Genomic DNA, 20,230 nt, shown 5'->3' on the forward strand with positions numbered 1-20,230 from the left:
ATTTATTTTGTATTTAAACAATTTAAAAGAAGGAGTTGAAAATATGGCAAACATCAAATCTCAAAAAAAACGTGTTTTAACTAACGAAAAATCTCGTTTAGCAAATAAAGCTTTCAAATCAGAAATTAAAACTGCAATTAAAAAAGCTACAATCGCTAAAAACGAAAGCGCAACAAACGCTAATGAATTAGTTATTGCAGCAGTTAGTTTAATTGATAAAGGGGTTAAAAAAGGAATCTTAAAAATCAATAAAGCAGCTAGAGAAAAATCTCGTTTAATGAGTGCATAATTTATTTTCAATAAATAAACATTTAATAATAAATAAAAACGCACGGCGTTTTTTTTATTTTTTAAATGTAATCTTATTATTAATTAAATCTCATTTTAAATTTCCATTTATTCCTGTATTCAATCAATCGATATTAAAACTATCCAATTTTTTTATAGTTTCAACATTTGGAAATTTAAATTTATAATCGTATCTTCCAGAGATGAAAGCATTTTTGAAATTTCAATTTTTTAAAATTATTTCAGATGTTGAAGTTTTTGATCCATGGTGACCAACTTGTAATAAATCAATTTCCTCTTTTTTTCATAAAGATACATTTTCAACTAATCACTTTTCGCCACTTCTTTCTAAATCTCCCATCATTATAAATTTTTTATCATTCATTTTACAAAAGAGAACCATAGATAAATCATTTTCATTTTTAAATATGGTGCTATTAAATTTAGTAACAATCAAGCTGCCAAATTCATAATTACCTTTTTGATCATTTCTTCTGATTATTTGTTTTGGTTTTATTTCTAAGTTTTCCAATAAGTTCATATGATCTTGATGTTCGTGTGATATAAACAAAGCATCGATTTTGTTTATTCGGTGATAAGCTAAATAACTATTCAAAATATTTTTATTAATTCCACCACCACAGCCAGCATCGAAAATAACTACTTTATTTTCGAATTTATTAATATAAATAAAAGTGTTGGCATTCCCAACATCTAAAGAGGTTAAACTAACTTCTAAGCTCTGAACTTCTCTAATAATAAAAATTATTAATATGACTGCTAAAAATATCGATCAACTGTATCGATTATTAGTTTTTAAAGTTGCATATAGAATTAAATAATAAAATATCAGTGAAATCAATGAAATACTTCCACTATTATAATTAAATGACTTTAGGTTAATACTTTTAAGTGTAAATACCAATATTTGCTCTAAAAAAGGGCTTATTTGAGCTTGAAATAGGAAAATCAAGCAAATAGTTGTCGCTAAATAGAAAACTAATAGCAATGGGCTTAAAATCATTTCAATAACTTCAGAAAAAATATTAAAATTATAATTGTAAAAAGCATTTAAAGGTAAAAATACTAAACTTAAAATCACAAATTCTTTTAAAATAGAGTGTTCCTTTTTGTTGTCGAATAAAAAGCTTGTTAAGAATATTGATCCAATTGAAATATATCAAAAACTTGAATGATAAATATTCATTGGATTAAAACAAAGCAATAAATAAAACGTTAGGTAACTTTGTACCATTTTAGGTAATGTTGCTACTTTTTTGTTTTGTCTAATTACAAAAATTATGATGATTTTTAAAAATGACATATTACCATCAATAAATAAAAATCAAAATTGAAGTATCAAAATTAGATATAAAAATTTATGCTTATTTTTTCTAAATAATTTTCTAAATATAAATGAAAATCCCATCACATTCATCCCATTTAAATTAAACATATGTTGTAAGTTTGATTGTTTAATATAAATTGATAACGGGTGATCATTTTCTAAATTTTTAAAAATAATCGCCTTATAAATATCACCAACATTATTTTTGAAAGTATCAATTTTTGAAATTAATGAATTTGAATCAATCACTTTCAAATTATCAATTTTGATTTTTTTAAATACTAATTTTTCTTTTAAAAAATTTTGATAATTAAATTCATAATAACTATTATTATTAATATCAACAGCTTTACCATTAAACTGAATGATATCACCAGAATTAAATCATCCATTTTCAAAGTTAGTTAAGTATTTTGTGTTATTTATTGAAATGATTGCGCTATATTTTTTCACTTCAATTACTTTAGCCTGAACATTTTTGAAATCATCTTCAAGATTAATGAAACTGAATTGGAATATGATTAATCCAATCGCAAACATAATCATCAAAAGATAATATTTATTAATCTCTTTGCTTTTGTTCAAAAATAAAAGTAAAGAAATTAAACAAAATATTGCCAATACACCTCAGACTTGTCCGCATTTAATTAAATCAATTAGTAATATTAAACATATTAATTTAAGTAAGGGTATCAAATTGCGGGAATATAAATACTCTTTTAATTCCATAATCGAAAACGTACTTATGTTTTTCCAAAAATGCTTCAATCAGTTTTTCCCCTTTCTTTTGTTTTGATAGTCTAATTACTTCGAATTCATCAAATTTTGAAATACCAAATATTGTTAATATTTTAGAATTGATATTTTTGATTTTGGTCATTAATATTAGATTTTGTTTAGGTACGATTAGTATTTCTTTTTTATCTGCTTGATAAAAAACTTTATCAATTAATTTACTTTGATTAAGTTTTTTAATAGTTAGATTAATGTCACTTTCACGATTTTGTATTTTGCTTTTAAAATCAATATCAAATTTTAGTGGATAATCATACAACATTTTTATGACAACAATGTTATTAATTTTGAAGATATTCTCAGAAATAAAAATACCTAAAATAAATCCAAATAAACATCCTAGTTTTATACATGTATTCTTTCTCATATATTGGTATAGAAAAAAAGAATCCAAAAGGATTCTTTTATAAGTACTTTGTTAAAATTTCTTCTTTTAGTATTTCACTACTGTTTAATCTTGATTCTTTAAATTTATAATGTATTTCATTTTTTGAATTATATATTTCAAAATAATCAATTTTTTGAATATCCTCAAAATTGTCTTGAAGTAATTGCTCATAAAATTTTAACTGTAAGCATTCTTTATCTTCATTCAGTCTAGAAGTTGTTTTAAAATCAACCAAATGTCATTTATCATCAAGATCTTTATATAATAAGTCAAATGTTCCGTTATATTTTCCATTAGATAGTGAAACTTCACTATATACTTCTAGTGTATCAATTTTATCTAAATGTCTTTTGATTCAATTAAATTCACTCGAATGTGTTCTAATTGGATATCCATTAGCACTGTGATCACAATAACCAATATTATTGTTTATAATATAATCACTTAATCTATTGTGGACGCAAATCCCTTTTTCAATACCAAATTCTAATGCTGCAGGAGGGATATTACTAGCATCGAACGGATAAATATTTTGCACTAAGTTTGTAACTGATTTTAAATCAATAATTGAATTAGTAACTGTGTTTAAGTATTCATGTGTTTCTTCGTTTAATATAATTGTTGGATTAATATAATATTCTTTAATCTTCATAATTGTTCCTTTTTTAATTTAATTAAAAAAATGCCATTGGCATTTTATAAACTGGCAAGTTTTTCTTCAATTGCCTTTAATTGCTCTTTGTAGGCCTCATATTTAGTTTTTTCTTCAGCAACTTTATCTGCAGCTGCTCTTGCAATGAAATTTTCGTTTGAAAGCATTTTTTCAGAACGGCTGATTTCACTAATTAATTGATTTTTATGATCATTCAATTCTTTCATCAGTTCTTCTTTATTAATGAATGCATCATTTTCAATTTCTAAAAAATACTCAGCAACCGGAATTGCTGTGATATCTTTTGAATTAATGCAATCAACAACCGTAACATTAACAAATGATTTTAAAAATTGATTTATATTATCTCTATATTTATCAAAAATAATTTGATGATCATTATTTAAATTTGTAATCTCAACATCTAAGTGAGTTGAGTTTTTGATATTGTTTTTATTTCTAAATTCACGAATAGCTGTAATTATTTCAATAACTTCGTTTATATAATCTGTTGGATAATCAAAATTATCTTCATTTCATTTTTCTAACATAATAGATTCTTCAAGATTCATTTTTTGATAGATTTCTTCAGTTACAAAAGGAACAAAAGGATGTAACATGATTAAAATATTTTTTAAAACATAAAATAGTGTTTGTTTTGTGATATTTTGTACAACAACATTTTCAGAATTTAAATTAACTTTTGCAAACTCAATATATCATGAACAATATTTTGATCAAACAAAATCATAAATTATTTTACCCGCTAATGCAAATTCATAATTATCGATTAATCTTTTTACTTCAATTTGAGTTTTTGATAATTCATTTAAGATTCATTTATCAACAATAGTGGCTGGATTTCCAGCATTTTCTATATTCTCAACAAAGTCATCTAATAAATAAAAATTATCATTAACATTCATAAAAACATATCTTGAAGCATTTCATAGTTTATTAATAAAATTTCATGCTGCACTTACTTTTTCATTTGAATATTTAATATCTAATCCTGGAGTTGAATTTGTTAATAAGAAAAATCTTAATGCATCAACTCCATTTTCAGCAATTACATCCATCGGATCAATTCCATTACCTAGAGATTTAGACATTTTTCTTCCTTGTTCGTCACGAACTAACCCGTGAATTAAAACATCATTAAATGGCTTTTGATCAGTATATTCAATTGTTTGAAAAATCATTCTAGCAACTCAGAAAAATATAATATCATAACCAGTTACTAAAACATTTACAGGGAAATATTGTTTGAAATATTCACTTTCAAAACCTTCTCCACGCATCATTGTTGCAAATGGTCATAATCCAGACGAAAATCAAGTATCTAAAACATCCTCATCCTGATTTCAATTATCAATATCCGATGGTGGTGTTGTCCCAACAAATAATTCATTTGTTGTTTTATGATATCAAGCAGGAATTCTATGACCTCATCATAATTGACGTGATATTGTTCAATCGTGAGCATTTTCCATTCATTTATTTAAAACTTCATTGAATCTTTCTGGGAAAAATTTGATCGCTTTATTCGAAGATTGCAAATCTAAAATCATTTTCGCAAAAGAATCCATTTTAACAAATCATTGGTCTGATAAATATGGTTCAACAATAGCATTTGATCTTTCTGAAAAACCAACTTGATGAATGATTGTTTCAGATTTAACAAATGTTTTATCTAATGAAGTTAATTCAATGATTTTTTTTCTAGCTTCAAAACGATCTAGCCCTTGATAGTCTTGACCACCCAATTCATTTATAGTTCCGTTTTCATTCATACATACCGGTTTTGCTAAATTATGTCTTTCTCCAATTTCAAAATCATTCGGATCATGTGCTGGAGTACATTTCATAGCACCAGTTCCGAAATCAATTTCTACATAGTCATCAGCAATAACAGGAATTAATTCGCCATTAACTGGATTGATTACATTTTTACCAATAAATTTAATATAACGTTCATCATTTGGATTAACAACAACACATTGATCACCAAACATAGTTTCTGGTCTAGTTGTTGCCACTTGTAAAAATTGATCACTACCTTCTAAAAAGTATTTAAAATGATACATGTTGCCTTCAACTTCTTTATAAATAACTTCAACATTAGATATTGCAGTTTCTTGCTGAGGATCTCAATTAACAATTCTTTTACCTTTGTAGATAATTCCTTTGTTATAAAAATTAACAAAAATTTCTTGAACTAAATGATTAACATCATTATCAAGTGTAAATTTTTCAACGCTATAATCTAAACTTAAACCAAGTTTAGCTCATTGTTGGCGAATTATACTAGCATATTCTTCTTTTCATTTTCATGATTCTTCTAAAAATTTTTCTCTTCCTAAATCTCACTTGTTAATACCTTGTTCTTTAAGTTTAGATTCAACTTTAACTTGTGTAGAAATACCTGAGTGGTCCATTCCTGGTACAAATAAAGTATCATGTCCTGTTAATTTTTTAAAACGAATTATCGCATCTTGTAAACTACCATCTCATGCATGACCAATATGTAATTTACCAGTAACATTTGGTGGGGGAATTATGATTGAAAATTTTGGTTTATTTGATTTTGGATTAGCTTTAAATAAACCATTATCAACTCATTTTTGATATTTTCCTTCTTCAACTTGAGTTGGATTATATTTATCTGCTAAATCTTTTTTAATCATAATATACCTCTTTCAATATTATTATTTTACAATATTTATCAATTAAATAAAAATAAAACAGGTATTTAGTAATACTCTATTTTGTTATTCTAGATATCCCGATTTAATAAATATTTTTCCTTTATCAAAATCAAGTTCTATATTAGCATTATAAGGAATTAAAGTCTTGGGATGAGCATGACCAAAATTTACATTATACATGATTGGCAGATTATATTTTTGACTCAATTTTATTCAAATTTCTTTATATTCTGAATAATACTTTTCATCTTGTGGTTTTCCAATAATTAAAGCTTTAATTGTAGAAAACATATTTTTAGATTCTAAAGCTTTAATCATTTTTTCTAAAGTAAAAGGATCCGGTTTTTCTTCACTAGTTTCTAAAAATAAAACTTTATCACTTAAAAAATTTTCACTAGGAAGTAAATCATATTTATTGATAATAATTTTTTGACTATTATATCTAGTTCCAGTAATCATTTCATAAATTGATTCAATACATCCTCCAAAAGTTTTACCATTGATAATTCCTGAACCATTTAATATTTCTATTCCTTTTGTCTCTTTATGTTTAACCCTTGAAACATTTAATGCTTTAGTACTAAAATCACTTCTTTCTTCAAATCAAATTGGTGATGAGGTAATTTCAAATTCATTGCCATTAAATAACTGCATAAATGAATTTTTTGTATATTCTAACATTTCTACATCTAACTCTCCCAAGTCTGGTAAAAGTGCGTGTCCATAAAAAGTATCTAAACCTAATTTATTCAACATAAAGTGATTGTTGGTAGTATCTGAATAACCAATAAATATTTTAGGATTATTTTTAACAGCAATAACAAAATCTTTATCTTCTAACAAAAATGGAATCGTTTTAAAAGTATCTTCGCCACCAATTGCACATATTATCAATTTATATTCAGGATCTAAAAAAGCTTTCTTTAAATCCGCTGCTCGTGCTTGTGGATTTTGTTGAATAAAATCAACACCACTAAGTGCATTTGGCATAAATTCAACCTCTAACCCAAATTCTTTTAATCTTTGAACACCTTTTTCAGTTACATGATATGCGAAACTTTCTCCAGCAATCCTTCTCGAAAGACTAACAACAGCTACCTTATCACCAACTTTTAATTTATATGGTTTCATGTTACCATTGTCCTAATTTATCATTTTATTTAATATTAATTTCTTTTCAGAAAATTTTTTTTCAAGTTCTAAAATAGCTAGTTCTTTTTCGTGCGCATACTCTTCTTTTAATTTATTTATATTATTTATAGTAGAGTTGTGAGTTTTAAGTGATATGTCATTTGTTTTGACATATTCTAAATATTCTTTTTCCTCTAATGTTATTTTTTTGCTTTTTTCATTCAAATCTTCGATTTTTTTTGAAAGACTAGAAATTTCAGAGTCTATAGAATCAAAATTAAAGTAAAAGTTTTTATTTCAATTATCAAGACTCATAATTATATTCATTTTTTTAAAACTAATATAGACTTCACTTCCTGTTTCTTGTTTTATTCTTTGTTGAATTTCTAAGATTTTGTTTTTATTATTAAATATTTTTTCCAATATTTTTTCATTTGTTGTTTCTCCATTCAAAGATATAGCTTTTAAAGGGAAAAATAAATTGTTCTTTCATAAAGGTCTAAAATTTTCCTTTTCAAAAATTTTAAAAATTACATCATTGATTTTAAATAACGACATATCATCTAAAAATTCCTTTCCACTGCTGTATCATTTAATATTTATAATTTCAACATTCATAATAATCTCCTTTTATTAATTTAATTATACATTTAAGTAAAAAAATAAGACTGAAGTCTTATTTTTGCTTATTTTTTTTGTAATCTTCAACTTCTTTAATTAAGTCTTGAGCAACTAACTTAGAAACTATTTGACGATTTGTTTGTCAAGATTTGTTTGATAAATGATATGAATAAAATGTAATTGCATCAACTAATAAAATACCGATTGGAGCAATTAGAGCAACACCCATTGCCATAAATACAATTCAGAAATTTTCACTAGTTCAAGCCTGATCGCCACTATATCCCATTAATTTGAATACATTATTATTTAAACCAGGAATGAAAGTAACTAATACAATTAAACCAAAAGCTATGAATGAAGCATAAATTAATGGTTTTGAAATTAACATTTTAATATGTCTTGAAGATTTTCAGTTTGATAATTTAACTAAGTGAGCAAAAACTAAAGGTGACATTGTTGTTGTAATGAACATAGCTGTTCTACCTAAAGTAATTGCTTCAGTTTTTTGTTCAAAAGTTTTTCCATCTAGATTTGAAATTCAACCAAAGATATCTCCTGTTGAGACATCTGAAAATTCCATAGCAATGAAGAATGAAACTAATGAACCAATCGCTGACATGATCATGATCTTAGAAATTGGGATTAGAAGACCTTTTAATAGACCATTTTTACCCTCAATAGGTTTCAGTTTCATTAAAGTATTATCTAACGGACCCATACCTATCGCAATTGCTAAACATGATTCAACAATTAAGTTAATAAATAAAATGTTAGTAGCTTCTAAAGGAGAAACATGAATTATTAATGATAAAACAAAGATTGCCAAAACGTTAGCTAAATTGAATCCCATAATTAAAACTATTGCTCGTTTAATTTTTTGGAATACGTTTCTTCCTTCATTAACACCTTTCATGATTGTTGCAAAGTTATCATCAGTTAAAATTACATCAGAAGCTTGTTTAGCAACATCAGTACCTGTGATTCCCATTGCAACTCCAATATCAGCTTTTGAAAGTGATGGAGCATCATTAACTCCATCTCCTGTCATAGATACAATATTTTCACGCTTTTGTAACGCTTCAACAATACGAACTTTATGTTCTGGGTTTACACGTGCGAATACTTTAATATTATCAATTACACTTAATAAATCTTCTTCTGACATTTTTTCTAAAACGTTAGAAGACATAACATCATATGTTGTATGTGCAAGATTTAATTCTCTTGCAATAGCTAAAGCAGTTACTGCGTGATCACCTGTGATCATAACAACTCTAATTCCAGCAGCATGCGCTTCTTTAATAGCAAGAACCGCTTCATCTCTAACTGGATCTATCATTGCAACAGCACCAACAAAAATTAAATTAGATTCATATTCTGCTTTTACTTTTGATGGAGTATCATTATATGCAAACGCAAGAACTCTTAAAGCATCATCACTTAAATGAAGCGCTTCTCTTAATAACTCTTTTTTATGATCATCTGTTAATTGAACTATAGTTCCATTTAGATAGATACGATTACATACTTTCAGTAATTGATCAATAGCACCCTTAGTAAACGAAGTATTAACACCGTTAATATTGTTTACTGTTGTCATTAATTTACGTTCACTATCAAAAGGAACTTCATCAACTCTAGTAAATTTTGTACGGAATTGTTGTTCATCAATGCCCATTAAATCAGCAAAATCAACTAATGCTAATTCTGTTGGGTCACCAATTCTTTCATTTCCTTCAGTAACAGAATCATTTGGTAATACTAAAGCTTTTAAGAATAAATCTTTGTGTTCATCTGATTCTATAAGTTCATATTCTCTAGAAGGCATAATTTTATTATTTATAATTACTTTTTTAACTGTCATTTTATTTTGAGTTAATGTTCCGGTTTTATCTGAACAAATAACATTTACAGATCCTAAAGTTTCAACTGAAGCTAATTTTTTAACAATCACATTTTCTTTTGCCATTCTTTTTGTTGAGAATGACAGTGTGATTGAAACAACAGCAGAAAGTGATTCAGGAATAACCCCAATTGCTAAAGTAATAGCGACCATTAAGTAACTTGCTCATGAAGATGAACCATCTCCTGTAAAGAACATAGCGACAAACACTAAAACCCCAATTACTGCAGCTGCAGCTGAAATTCAGTAACTGAATGATGCTAATTTTTTCTCTAATGGAGTTTCCATATGAGCATTTTCATTAACTGTTTTGGCAATCTTACCAATTTCAGTATCTAAAGCAGTTGCAATAACAATACCAATTCCACGACCGGCTGTTGTGAAAGTTGACATAAACGCAATATTAGTTTTTTCAGCTAAAATTGATGTTTCTTTTACTGTTCTATGTGTTTTATCAACCGGAACAGATTCACCAGTTAAAATTGATTCATCAATCATAAAATCAGATGATTCAATAATTCTTAACTCTGCAGGAACATATTTACCAGCTTCAAGAACAACTATATCTCCAACAACCAATTCTGATGCATCGATTTCTTTTTGCATACCATCTCGAATAACTACCGACGTTGGTCGTGATAAAGATTTAAGAGCATCAACAGACTTTCTCGCTTTAACTGTTTGGACCGTTTCTAAAATTGCATCAATAATAACAATACCGATGATAACTGCAAAATCGATAAAGTCGTGTACTCCATGTATTTCACCACCACTAGCAATAAGTGGTGCAACAACTGAAATGATCGCTGCTGCTACTAAAATTAATTGAAGAGGTTCAATTAATGATAATAAGAATGTAATGTATCATGGCTTGTTTTTTGGAGAAGGTAATTCATTTTTACCATTCTCGATTAATCTTTTTTCAGCTTCAGTTTGAGTTAATCCACTTTTTAAATTTGTTTCAAGCGACTTTTCAATTTCTGAAGGTTTTTTTGATTCTATGTTATTCATTTAATTTGATTCTCCTTTATTAACCATTTCAATAAAAATTGAATAAGCTTTTTCAATATTGTCTTTGTTTAGATTCGAAACTTTTAAAAACCAATCTTCTTCATCAAACAACAAAGTTTGTTTTACTAGTTTTTCGTTTTTAGAAATTTCGTTTCTTTTAAGTTTATCTAATTTTGTTCCCACAATGAATACTGGAATGTCATTTTCTTTTAAAAAATTATACATTTCTACATCATCATTTGTTGGTTTGTGTCTTAAATCAACCAACATACATACACCACGTAAGTTTGGTCGACTTGTTAAATACTCTTCCATCATCTCTCCGAATTTTAGTTTCATATCTAATGAAATTTTAGCATATCCATATCCTGGAGCATCTACAATTCTAAATTCATCTTTGTTGATATTAAAGAAATTTAATAATCTTGTCTTACCCGGTGTATTAGCAACCTTAGCAAGTTTGTTTCTATTTGTAATCGAATTAATAAAACTGGATTTCCCTACGTTTGATCTACCCACAAAACAAATTTCAGGCATATCATCATCTATTCATCCACTTCTATCAGCTGCTGATTTTACAAAATCTGCTTGTTTAATCATTTGTTCTCCTTTTAATCAAAACTATTCTTAATATTATTATCAATTAAAAAGTCTTTTAATTTTCAATGATATTTGATTTTTATTTGTCCTTGTTGAGATTCTGTTTCTAAATCAACAAAGTTAATTATAATCTTTTTACGTTTATCATCATTTCTTGTATTAATTATATTTGAATTATCAATTATTTTATCAATCATTGCTAATTTGTTATTTTTAAAAATAATGATAGCTCCATTAGCTATTTTTAAAATATATACATCGAATACGATTGCACTAGCAATATAGATAATCATAATTATTGAAAATACTAGTGAATAAGTATCAATCTTAGCATTATCAAAATTTACTGCAATAATTCCAAATAAGATGACTAGAATTACGAATAAAATTGGCATTATAATAAAAACAAATGCATAAATTAAATTAATGATTGTTTTATTTTTATAAATATTCACATCTTGTTTTTCAAACTTCATTAATTTTAAAATATTTTTGATCAGACCATAAGATAAATACAAGTTTAATGCAAAAATTAAAATTGATAAAACAAATCCAGAAATTGTTGTTGCTTGGTGCACACTTGTAAATAACATTTAATTCCTCATTTCTAATATTTTTTCTAAAACCATAATCATTTTAGGTTTTTTTGAAATAATACGATATATTTCATCAGAAGTTCTAATAATGTATCCTTTATAATTTATTTTTTGAAAAGTAACAATAGAAACTCCAATACTTTTGATTTTATCTATATGTAATTGCTTATATTCACCCTTATTCTCAAACATAATTCTTCGATTAGTTAAAAATATAATTCCATCATAAGCAATCTTTCTTTTATCGTTTTTTTCAATTTTATAATTTTCTTTAAAACTCGTGAAATCTTCCATTTCATAATAAGCATCAATTCGATCAATACTCTTGATTCCTGATTTTCTGATTTCTTTTTTACTTAATTTATCAATGATTGTTTGAGCTTCATCATCAATGAAGAAAATTTGTTCACCTTCTGGTAATTCTAAATCGACTTCTATTGGTTTAAGTAAATTTTCTAATTCTGATTTCTTTTTTAATAAATTTCATTCATTACGATATTCATCTCTAACTTTTTTGTATGGAGTGTGTGTCTTTTGATATTTGTAAGCTAAAATACTTACAATCATTATAATGATTAAATAAATTGAACCAAATACAATTAACGCTATTCAACCAAGACTCATTAACTATTCCTCTTCATCAATATCGTCTTGTTCTCAAAAGTTTAACATTGTGATCAGTGCTTGAGCTTCATTGATTAGTTTGAAGTATTCTTGAGTTGTTTGGTCATTAATTTCTTCTTCTAAACCAAACATATTGAATAACAATTCACTTCCTTCAATTAAATCTTGAATTGTTTTTTCTTCTGACATAATGTTGATTACTTTTTTAAATTCTTCAGAGTTAGATAATTCGTGATCAATAGCTGGTTTAATTGATACATATAAGTCATTAACTTTTTTAATAATTAAATCTTTATATAAATCAAAGATTATTTCTTCGTCGTTTTTAATTTCTTTTTTTGCAATCATATCTTCTAAAGTTGCTGCATAAGAAATTAATTCACCATTTGTTTTTAAATTATTTGCAAGTGTTGTTGCTAAATCTAAATATGATATTAATTTAACTCTGTCAACATCAATTAAATTCAAAATTTCAGGTCTTAATGTTTTTTCTAAATCATCTAATTGATTAACTAACTGATCAAATGCATTTAAATCATCAACTTCACTAAATTTATCTAACAAAATAGTTAATTTTTGTACATTACTTTTTTCTTGAATTAATTCTTCTTCTAATAGTTCTAAATTAGCAATCACCAATGCTAAACCAGGTTCAAAAAATCCTAATTCAATTTCGTTATTATTGTTATCTTTGCTCATAATAATTCTCCTAAGTTAATATATAAATTATACATTATTACACATAAGATTATTTATTATATAATCTATTTAGAAAATAGGTGAAACCATGATTGAAGTTTATAAATTACCAACATATAAAGAGCAGGATTTTAAACAATTAAATCATGTACTTCCTTGATGAGAAAAAGAGTTAAATAAATATATTAAAAAGAATAAAAATTGAATGAGGAAATTTAAAATTAATCCTGATGATCACATTCCTTTTAATAATATTGAAGAGGTAACTTACTCAAAGGCTTTCAAATCTATTAATAACTATTTAAATTTTGCAACTCCTAAAATAGAACAAATTAAAAGTGATGCAAAATTAATGAAAAAATTCGGAAAAATGATTACAGATTACATGACTCTTTTGGGATTTTTACATGGTATTTTATTAATTATTGAATTTTATAATGATTTAGATAAAGAGCCAATCGCTGATCGAAAAAAACATATTCTTAAAATGGCAAACACAAAAAATTTGTTTTTCTTCAATAGATACAAAACTGAAATATATAAAATATATCCTGAACATAAAATTTTGAATGATATATTTAATTCATTAGTAGAAAAAGAAGATTATTTATTGGAATTTAAAGTTTTTGTAATAGCTATTACAAAATATTTCACAAAACTAAAGAAAACAAAAGAAATCAGTCAAGAACAAATTATGCAAATTGTTTATTTATCATATTTAATCATTTCTTTTAATCAATCTTACAATTATTTAGTCAAAACTTTATTGTATAGAATTTAACAAATAAAAATTACCTTAAAGGTAATTTTTATTTGTTCTTTATTTTTTTCTTTGCATGTTTTACTTCAGTTAAAGTTATATAAATAACAAATCAAACAATGACAAAACTTGTTGTATCAAAAACGATTGAAACTATCGTAGCTATTTCTGATCCTAATTGATTTTCCATCATTGGGAATAAAAATAGTAAACTTAAAATACTTAATATTAAACCAATTAAACCAAATACGAAACTTGTAAAGTCTAACTTGTTTCCTAATTTTTCTTTTTTAGAAATTTCAATATTTTTTAACTTTTTTTGATTAATCAAATACTTACTTAAATAGAAAGCACCGATTGCTAATCCAGCTGATATCGTATCTAAAACAACTGTTGCGATTGTAAAATTCTCTGATAAAAGAATATTAACTTCTCCTCAAATGTTGTCTTTTAATGCAAAAATACTCATCATTCCACATATAACACCAGCAAAACCAAATAATCCACTAAATGCTTCTAGAATGATTAATTGTGTTAATTTATTAATTTTAATTTTTTTCATATAAACATTATAACATTTTAATTACGCAATTTACAAATGAAAAATAGCCTAAAGCTATTTTACTGTTTTGATATTCAATTCACTCAATTGAGCATCAGTTACAAAATCAGGAGCGCCATTCATCGGATCAATTCCTGAAGCATTTTTAGGGAATGCTATCACATCTCTAATAGAATCACTTCCTGTTAAGATCATTGATAAACGATCCATTCCAATAGCTAAACCAGAGTGATATGGTGCACCATATTTATACGCATTCATAAATCAACCAAAGTTTTCATCAACTTGTTCTTTAGTTAATTCAATCGCTTCAAACATTCTTTTTTGAATTTTTGGATCAGTAATTCTTTGTGATCCTCCACCTAATTCAAAACCATTTAAAACAATATCATAAGCGTAAGCTTTAGCATTTTCTTTATTAACTTCAAAATCATTAACCGATTCTGGTAGGGGCATTGTAAATGGATGGTGGGCAGCCATATATCTGTTTTCTTCTTCACTAAACTCAAATAGTGGGAATTCAGTTACTCATAGAGCTTTATATTCATTTGGATTAGCTAATTCAAAAATATTAGCTAAAGCAATACGAACAGCTCCCATCGCTTGAGAAATTACTGAATATTTACCATGATTGACTAATAATGTTCCTGCGTCTTTGATTTCAAACTCTTTTAATAAAGCTGTTTTTTCATTATCACTTAGTTGACTAGCAATTGATCCTGATCAAACTCCATTTTCAAATTTTGCAAAACCGACTCCATTAATAGAATTTTGTTTGGCAGCTTCATTGATCAATTCAATTTGTGATTTATTTAAAATTTTATCAATCATAATTCCACGAATTGAATCATCAACATTGGCTAACATTTTAACTTCAGTATCTTTAAAAATACTATTTAATGTATGAATTTTTAAATCATATCTTAAATCGGGTTTATCAATTCCATAAAATTCAATCGCATCACTATATGATAATCTTAATAGTGGTCCTTCAAATTCAACACCTTTGATTTCTGATAAAACTTTTTTAATCATTGCTTCTACTAATAACATTACGTCTTCACCAATTGCAAATGACATTTCTAAATCTAATTGAGTAAATTCTAATTGACGATCAGCTCTTAAATTTTCATCTCTAAAACATCTAGCAATTTGATAGTATTTATCAATACCTGAAATCATGAATAATTGTTTATACAATTGTGGTGATTGAGGTAATGCATAAAATTTATTTTTATTTAATCTTGATGGAACTAGAAAATCTCTAGCACCTTCTGGAGTTGATTTACCAAAAATTGGTGTTTCAATTTCTAAGAAACTTTCTGCTTCTAAAAAGTTACGAACAATATGATTAATTTTTGATCTTGTGATCAATTTGTTTTGCATTTCAGGACGTCTTAAATCTAAATAACGATATGTCATTCTAGTATCTTCTCCAGAATCAATACCGTTTTCTATTAAAAATGGAGTTAATTCTGATTTATTAATTATTTTTATTTGAGAAACTTGAATTTCAATTTCCCCTGTTGATAAGTCTAAATTTTTTGATTTACGTTCGATAACAATTCCTTCAACCTCTATTACGTATTCTGTTTTAATATTTTCCATTAAAACAGCATTTTCTTCACCGATAATTAGTTGAGTAATTCCATATCTATCTCTTAAATCAACAAAGTTCATTGCTCCCATTTTACGAATTTTACGAACTCATCCTTGAAGTAAAACTGATTGTCCTACATTAGATAAATTTAGTTCACCACATGTGTGTGTTCTTTTCATTATTTGTCACCTTTAATTTTTTCTATAAGTTGATCAATTGATGCTTCAATTGATGTTTTTGTTTCTAAATTTTTAATTGTAATTACTCTTGAATCAAACTCTTGATCACCTAAGATAATCACATTCTTTGCATTATTTTTTTCAGCTTGTTTAAAAGCTGATTTCATAGACCTATTCATATAATCAGTATCAATTGAATATCCATTTTCAACTAACGTATTCATAACTTCTAAATTTAATTTCATACCTTTTTCAGATAAAGCAATTGTATAGAAATCAATTTGATCATTTTCTACTAAATTGTTTTTATTTTCTTTTAATATAATGATTAATCTTTCTAAACCAATTGCAAATCCTGCTGCTGGTAAATTGGGTCCACCTAATTCTGAAACTAAATTGTTATATCTTCCTCCGGCGATCACAGTTTGTTGACCACCAAGAGATTCATCTAAATATTTTAATTCAAAAATGAATCCTGTATAGTAATCTAAACCACGAACAAGTTGTTTATCAACAACTATTTTCATTCCCATATTCTTTAATTCTTCAATTAAGATATCGTATTTAACTTTATCTTCTTTAGTTAAGAAATCAGTCATATCTGGAACATCATTAAATTTGTTTCCATCAATTTTACAATCCAATACTCTTAAAGCATTTTTTTCAAGTCTTAATGAACAATCACTACATAAATCAAAATTAGATAAGTATGCCTTTAAAACTTTAATGTATTCAATTCTTTGTTCTCCAGTCACTAAATAATTTAAATTAATTTGAGTTTTATCTCAAAGATTTAAATCTTTCATAATAGTATTAGCAACATTAACAACTTCAATATCTTGATAAATACTATCTGGACCAAAAACTTCTAATCCTAATTGATGGAATTGACGATAACGTCCAACTTGTGGTCTTTCGTATCTAAACATTGGTCCAATATAAAAAGTTTTAAAGGGAATTGTTTCAGGAGCAAATAATTTATTTTCAATAACCGCTCTAACCGCTGATGCAGTACCTTCTGGTCTTAAAACAAATTTTCTTCCTTTTTTATCAATTAATTCATACATTTCTTTTGAAACAATATCAGATGAATCTCCAACACTTCTAACAAATAAATCCATTGATTCGAAAATCGGTGTAAACATCTCTGTATAATTAAATTTTGCTAAAATATTACGCAATTTATCTTGTAATGCGCTTCATTGTTTAGCTTCTTGATTATATATATCTTGAGTTCCTCTTGGTTTTTGAATCATATTTACACTTCCTTATATCTTTTTAATTATATAACAAAAACAGGACTAATTAGTCCTGTTTTCTCTTCATTCCTCTATCAACATCAATAATAGATGGTATTGATTTAATTGCGGAGATAATTTGATTTAATTGTTCGCTATTAGTTACTTTAATAGTTAATTCCCCACTTGCCATTAATGTTTTTTCATCAGTTGATAAGTTAGCATTAATTGTTGAAGCTTTTAAAGAAGTAAGTACTTTACTTACATCATAAATTAAATTAGGTCTATCTGTTGCGTAGTATTTAATTTTAGTTGAATATGAATGTGATTCAGTAACTGCTGAATTTCATTGTACATTAATAATTCTTTCTCCAGTTTTATTAATATTAATACATTCAGATAAATGCACTTTAATTCCATTACCTTTAGATACATAACCGACAACAGGTTCATAAGGAATTGGCATACAGCAACTTGCTAATTCAGTTTTGATGTTTGTAATACCATCAATAACAATATCATTTTTATTATCAAAATTACGAACTACTTTTGTTTTAATTGATTCAAGTGCTTCATCATCTTTTGAAAAATTGTGATCAATATAAACTAAATCACATGCTTCAGAAATTGTATATTCACCTTTTGCTTGCGCTAATAAAAATTCTTCAAGGTTTGTATATCCTAATGATTTAACTGATTCTAAAATTTCTTCATCACTCTTACGTTTTCATCGCAATTCTTTTTGATTGATGTATGAATTGATTGTATTTTCAGCTTTTTTAGCAATTGCTTTATTCTCTTCTTTTTTATTAGTAATATTACTTTCGTTCATTTTGGCTGTTAAATACTTCTTAATTCTGTTTTTAGCAGAAGTTGATTTAACAATTTTTAATCACTCGTGAGTTGGTGCTTGTTTTGATGAAGTTTTAATTTCTACAATTTGACCAGATTTTAAAACTGTGTTGATTGGTGAAAAGGCTCCATCTATTTTTGCACCAATTGTTTTTTCACCAAGTTCACTATGAATACTATAAGCAAAGTCTAAAACAGTTGAACCATATGGTAATGTTTTTACAGCTCCCGCTGGTGTTAAAACATAAATCGAAGCTGTAAACAAATCATCTTTCAATGCTTGTTCAATTTCTTTTCCTTTTGATCCATTTTCAGATTTTGCTGATTGTTGATCAAGTTCTAAAATATGTTGAAATACATCAACTCTTTCATCAATTTCTTTTTGACGTTTAGCAATGTCAACAACTTCTCCTTCTTTATATCTTCAATGAGCGGCAGCCCCTGATTCAGCAATTCTATCCATTTCTTCAGTTCTAATTTGAACTTCAAAAATATTACCATCTTTATCAACTAAAGTTGTGTGTAATGATTGATAAACGTTATTTTTAGGAGTAGCTATGTAGTCTTTAAATCTTCCACCAACCGGTGTATATTTTTGATGTAAAAATCCCAAAACTTTATAGCAATCATCTATAGATTTTGTAATAATTCTAATTGCAAGTAAGTCAGTGATTTCATCAAACGATTTACCAATCATATTCATTTTTCTGTAAATAGAATAAACTGTTTTTGGTCGTCCAAACATATTCAATAATTTAATATGTTTTTCTTTTCTTAAGTAAAGATCCATTTCTTGAATTAAATTACCAATATAGATTTCACGTTCTTCTTTATCTTTTTTAAGTTTATTTTCGATGTTTTGATATTGAAGTGGTTCTAAAACTTCAAATGACATATCTTCTAATAAAGATTTTGCATTTTTCATACCAAGTCTATGAGCAATTGCTGAATATATTTCTAATGTTTCTTTAGAAATAACTTCACGTTTTTCTTTTGGTAAATTATTAATTGTTAGCATATTATGTAATCTATCTGCAATTTTGATAATAATTACCCTAATATCTTTAGCCATTGATAAATAAAGTTTTCTTAAATATTCAGATTTAAGTTGTTCTCTATTTTCTTTTGCAAAATAACTAACTTTAGTAACTGATTCAACCAAGTTAGCTACTTCTTCTCCAAAAATAGATTCAAGCTCTTTTGTTGTTACGGGAGTATCTTCAACAATGTCATGTAATAAACCAGCGATGATAGTTTTAGGACCCATTTGCATTTGTGCTAAAAAATAAGCAGTTGAAAGTGGATGATAAATATATGGGTCACCATTTTTTCTTCATTGACCACTATGCAATTTTTCTGCATAATCATATGCATCTTTAATTTCTTTTAATTCTTTCTTATTAGAAATATAATTTCTTAATTCATTTTCTAGTTCTGAGTATTGTTTTATTTCAACAATCTCTAATTTATTACGTCTAACTCTATTTTTTTTAATATAAGGTATTGTTGCCATAATTAATCTCCTTTTACTAAATTATAACCTTTAATTGGTAAAAAAAACAAAGGCAAAAGCCTTTGTTATGTTAATACTTTAATATTTTTTGAACATTGTATTCAGCTAATAGATCATCTTCGTGTAAGTTAGTTAAATCAGCTAGGAATGAAATTCCTT

At 26.2% G+C, this 20,230-nt stretch carries 17 protein-coding genes; 2 read left to right on the top strand and 15 right to left on the bottom strand.

Annotation, left to right across the window (positions count from 1 at the left end):
- Positions 1-43: 43 nt before the first annotated feature.
- Positions 44-289: a 30S ribosomal protein S20 gene (rpsT, locus tag T347_RS0102180; protein ID WP_031542842.1), complete on the top strand. Its 246-nt coding sequence runs from the start codon at positions 44-46 to the stop codon at positions 287-289.
- Positions 290-343: 54 nt separating this feature from the next.
- Here the strand turns inward: rpsT and T347_RS0102185 are convergent, their stop codons facing one another.
- The 11 genes from T347_RS0102185 to T347_RS0102235 form a co-directional block, all read right to left on the bottom strand.
- Positions 344-2,221, bottom strand: a complete 1,878-nt coding sequence (locus T347_RS0102185) for an MBL fold metallo-hydrolase (RefSeq protein WP_169734479.1) — start codon at positions 2,219-2,221, stop codon at positions 344-346.
- A 94-nt stretch (positions 2,222-2,315) separates the two neighbouring features.
- Positions 2,316-2,798 carry a hypothetical protein gene (locus T347_RS0102190; protein WP_031542846.1) on the bottom strand — a complete coding sequence of 161 codons (483 nt, stop codon included), beginning with the start codon at positions 2,796-2,798 and terminating at the stop codon, positions 2,316-2,318.
- A 37-nt stretch (positions 2,799-2,835) separates the two neighbouring features.
- Positions 2,836-3,471, bottom strand: coding sequence for a PD-(D/E)XK nuclease family protein (locus T347_RS0102195; protein ID WP_031542848.1), 636 nt, complete (start codon positions 3,469-3,471; stop codon positions 2,836-2,838).
- Positions 3,472-3,515: 44 nt separating this feature from the next.
- Complete coding sequence (locus T347_RS0102200; RefSeq protein WP_031542850.1) at positions 3,516-6,155, bottom strand: valine--tRNA ligase; 2,640 nt, start codon at positions 6,153-6,155, stop codon at positions 3,516-3,518.
- 87 nt (positions 6,156-6,242) lie between these two features.
- Positions 6,243-7,310 carry a S66 family peptidase gene (locus tag T347_RS0102205; protein ID WP_031542852.1) on the bottom strand — a complete coding sequence of 356 codons (1,068 nt, stop codon included), beginning with the start codon at positions 7,308-7,310 and terminating at the stop codon, positions 6,243-6,245.
- Between the two features lie 12 nt (positions 7,311-7,322).
- Positions 7,323-7,928 carry a hypothetical protein gene (locus T347_RS0102210; protein WP_031542854.1) on the bottom strand — a complete coding sequence of 202 codons (606 nt, stop codon included), beginning with the start codon at positions 7,926-7,928 and terminating at the stop codon, positions 7,323-7,325.
- A 58-nt stretch (positions 7,929-7,986) separates the two neighbouring features.
- Entirely contained in the window at positions 7,987-10,848 is a 2,862-nt protein-coding gene (locus T347_RS0102215; protein WP_031542856.1) for a cation-translocating P-type ATPase, read from the bottom strand.
- Positions 10,849-11,448 carry a ribosome biogenesis GTP-binding protein YihA/YsxC gene (gene yihA, locus T347_RS0102220; protein WP_031542858.1) on the bottom strand — a complete coding sequence of 200 codons (600 nt, stop codon included), beginning with the start codon at positions 11,446-11,448 and terminating at the stop codon, positions 10,849-10,851.
- 11 nt (positions 11,449-11,459) lie between these two features.
- Positions 11,460-12,041 carry a hypothetical protein gene (locus T347_RS0102225; protein WP_031542860.1) on the bottom strand — a complete coding sequence of 194 codons (582 nt, stop codon included), beginning with the start codon at positions 12,039-12,041 and terminating at the stop codon, positions 11,460-11,462.
- Positions 12,042-12,668 (bottom strand): hypothetical protein, encoded by a 627-nt coding sequence (locus T347_RS0102230; RefSeq protein WP_031542863.1) that lies wholly within the window; start codon positions 12,666-12,668, stop codon positions 12,042-12,044. It lies immediately after the preceding gene.
- A gap of 3 nt (positions 12,669-12,671) precedes the next feature.
- The gene (locus T347_RS0102235; protein WP_031542864.1) at positions 12,672-13,367 is read right to left on the bottom strand and encodes a hypothetical protein; all 696 of its coding nucleotides are present in this window, start codon (positions 13,365-13,367) and stop codon (positions 12,672-12,674) included.
- Between the two features lie 88 nt (positions 13,368-13,455).
- On the opposite strand from T347_RS0102235, the gene T347_RS0102240 reads away from it, so the two are divergent.
- Positions 13,456-14,148, top strand: a complete 693-nt coding sequence (locus T347_RS0102240) for a hypothetical protein (RefSeq protein ID WP_031542868.1) — start codon at positions 13,456-13,458, stop codon at positions 14,146-14,148.
- A gap of 28 nt (positions 14,149-14,176) precedes the next feature.
- On the opposite strand, the gene T347_RS0102245 is transcribed toward T347_RS0102240, so the two are convergent.
- Genes T347_RS0102245 through T347_RS0102260 form a run of 4 tightly spaced genes read right to left on the bottom strand, consistent with a single transcriptional unit; the run spans position 14,177 to position 20,071 of the window.
- Positions 14,177-14,689: a hypothetical protein gene (locus tag T347_RS0102245; RefSeq protein WP_031542869.1), complete on the bottom strand. Its 513-nt coding sequence runs from the start codon at positions 14,687-14,689 to the stop codon at positions 14,177-14,179.
- 54 nt (positions 14,690-14,743) lie between these two features.
- The gene (gene aspS / locus T347_RS0102250) at positions 14,744-16,468 is read right to left on the bottom strand and encodes an aspartate--tRNA ligase (protein ID WP_031542871.1); all 1,725 of its coding nucleotides are present in this window, start codon (positions 16,466-16,468) and stop codon (positions 14,744-14,746) included.
- On the bottom strand, positions 16,468-17,724 hold the full coding sequence (hisS, locus tag T347_RS0102255; RefSeq protein ID WP_031542873.1) for a histidine--tRNA ligase: 1,257 nt from the start codon (positions 17,722-17,724) through the stop codon (positions 16,468-16,470). The genes aspS and hisS overlap by 1 nt, the downstream gene beginning before the upstream one ends.
- A 49-nt stretch (positions 17,725-17,773) precedes the next feature.
- A complete protein-coding gene (locus T347_RS0102260; RefSeq protein ID WP_051636031.1) occupies positions 17,774-20,071 on the bottom strand; it encodes a RelA/SpoT family protein in 2,298 nt (765 codons plus the stop codon).
- Positions 20,072-20,230 lie beyond the last annotated feature (159 nt).

It is taken from the genome of Mesoplasma photuris ATCC 49581 (genome assembly GCF_000702725.1).
Classification (GTDB): domain Bacteria; phylum Bacillota_I; class Bacilli_A; order Mycoplasmatales; family Mycoplasmataceae; genus Tullyiplasma; species Tullyiplasma photuris.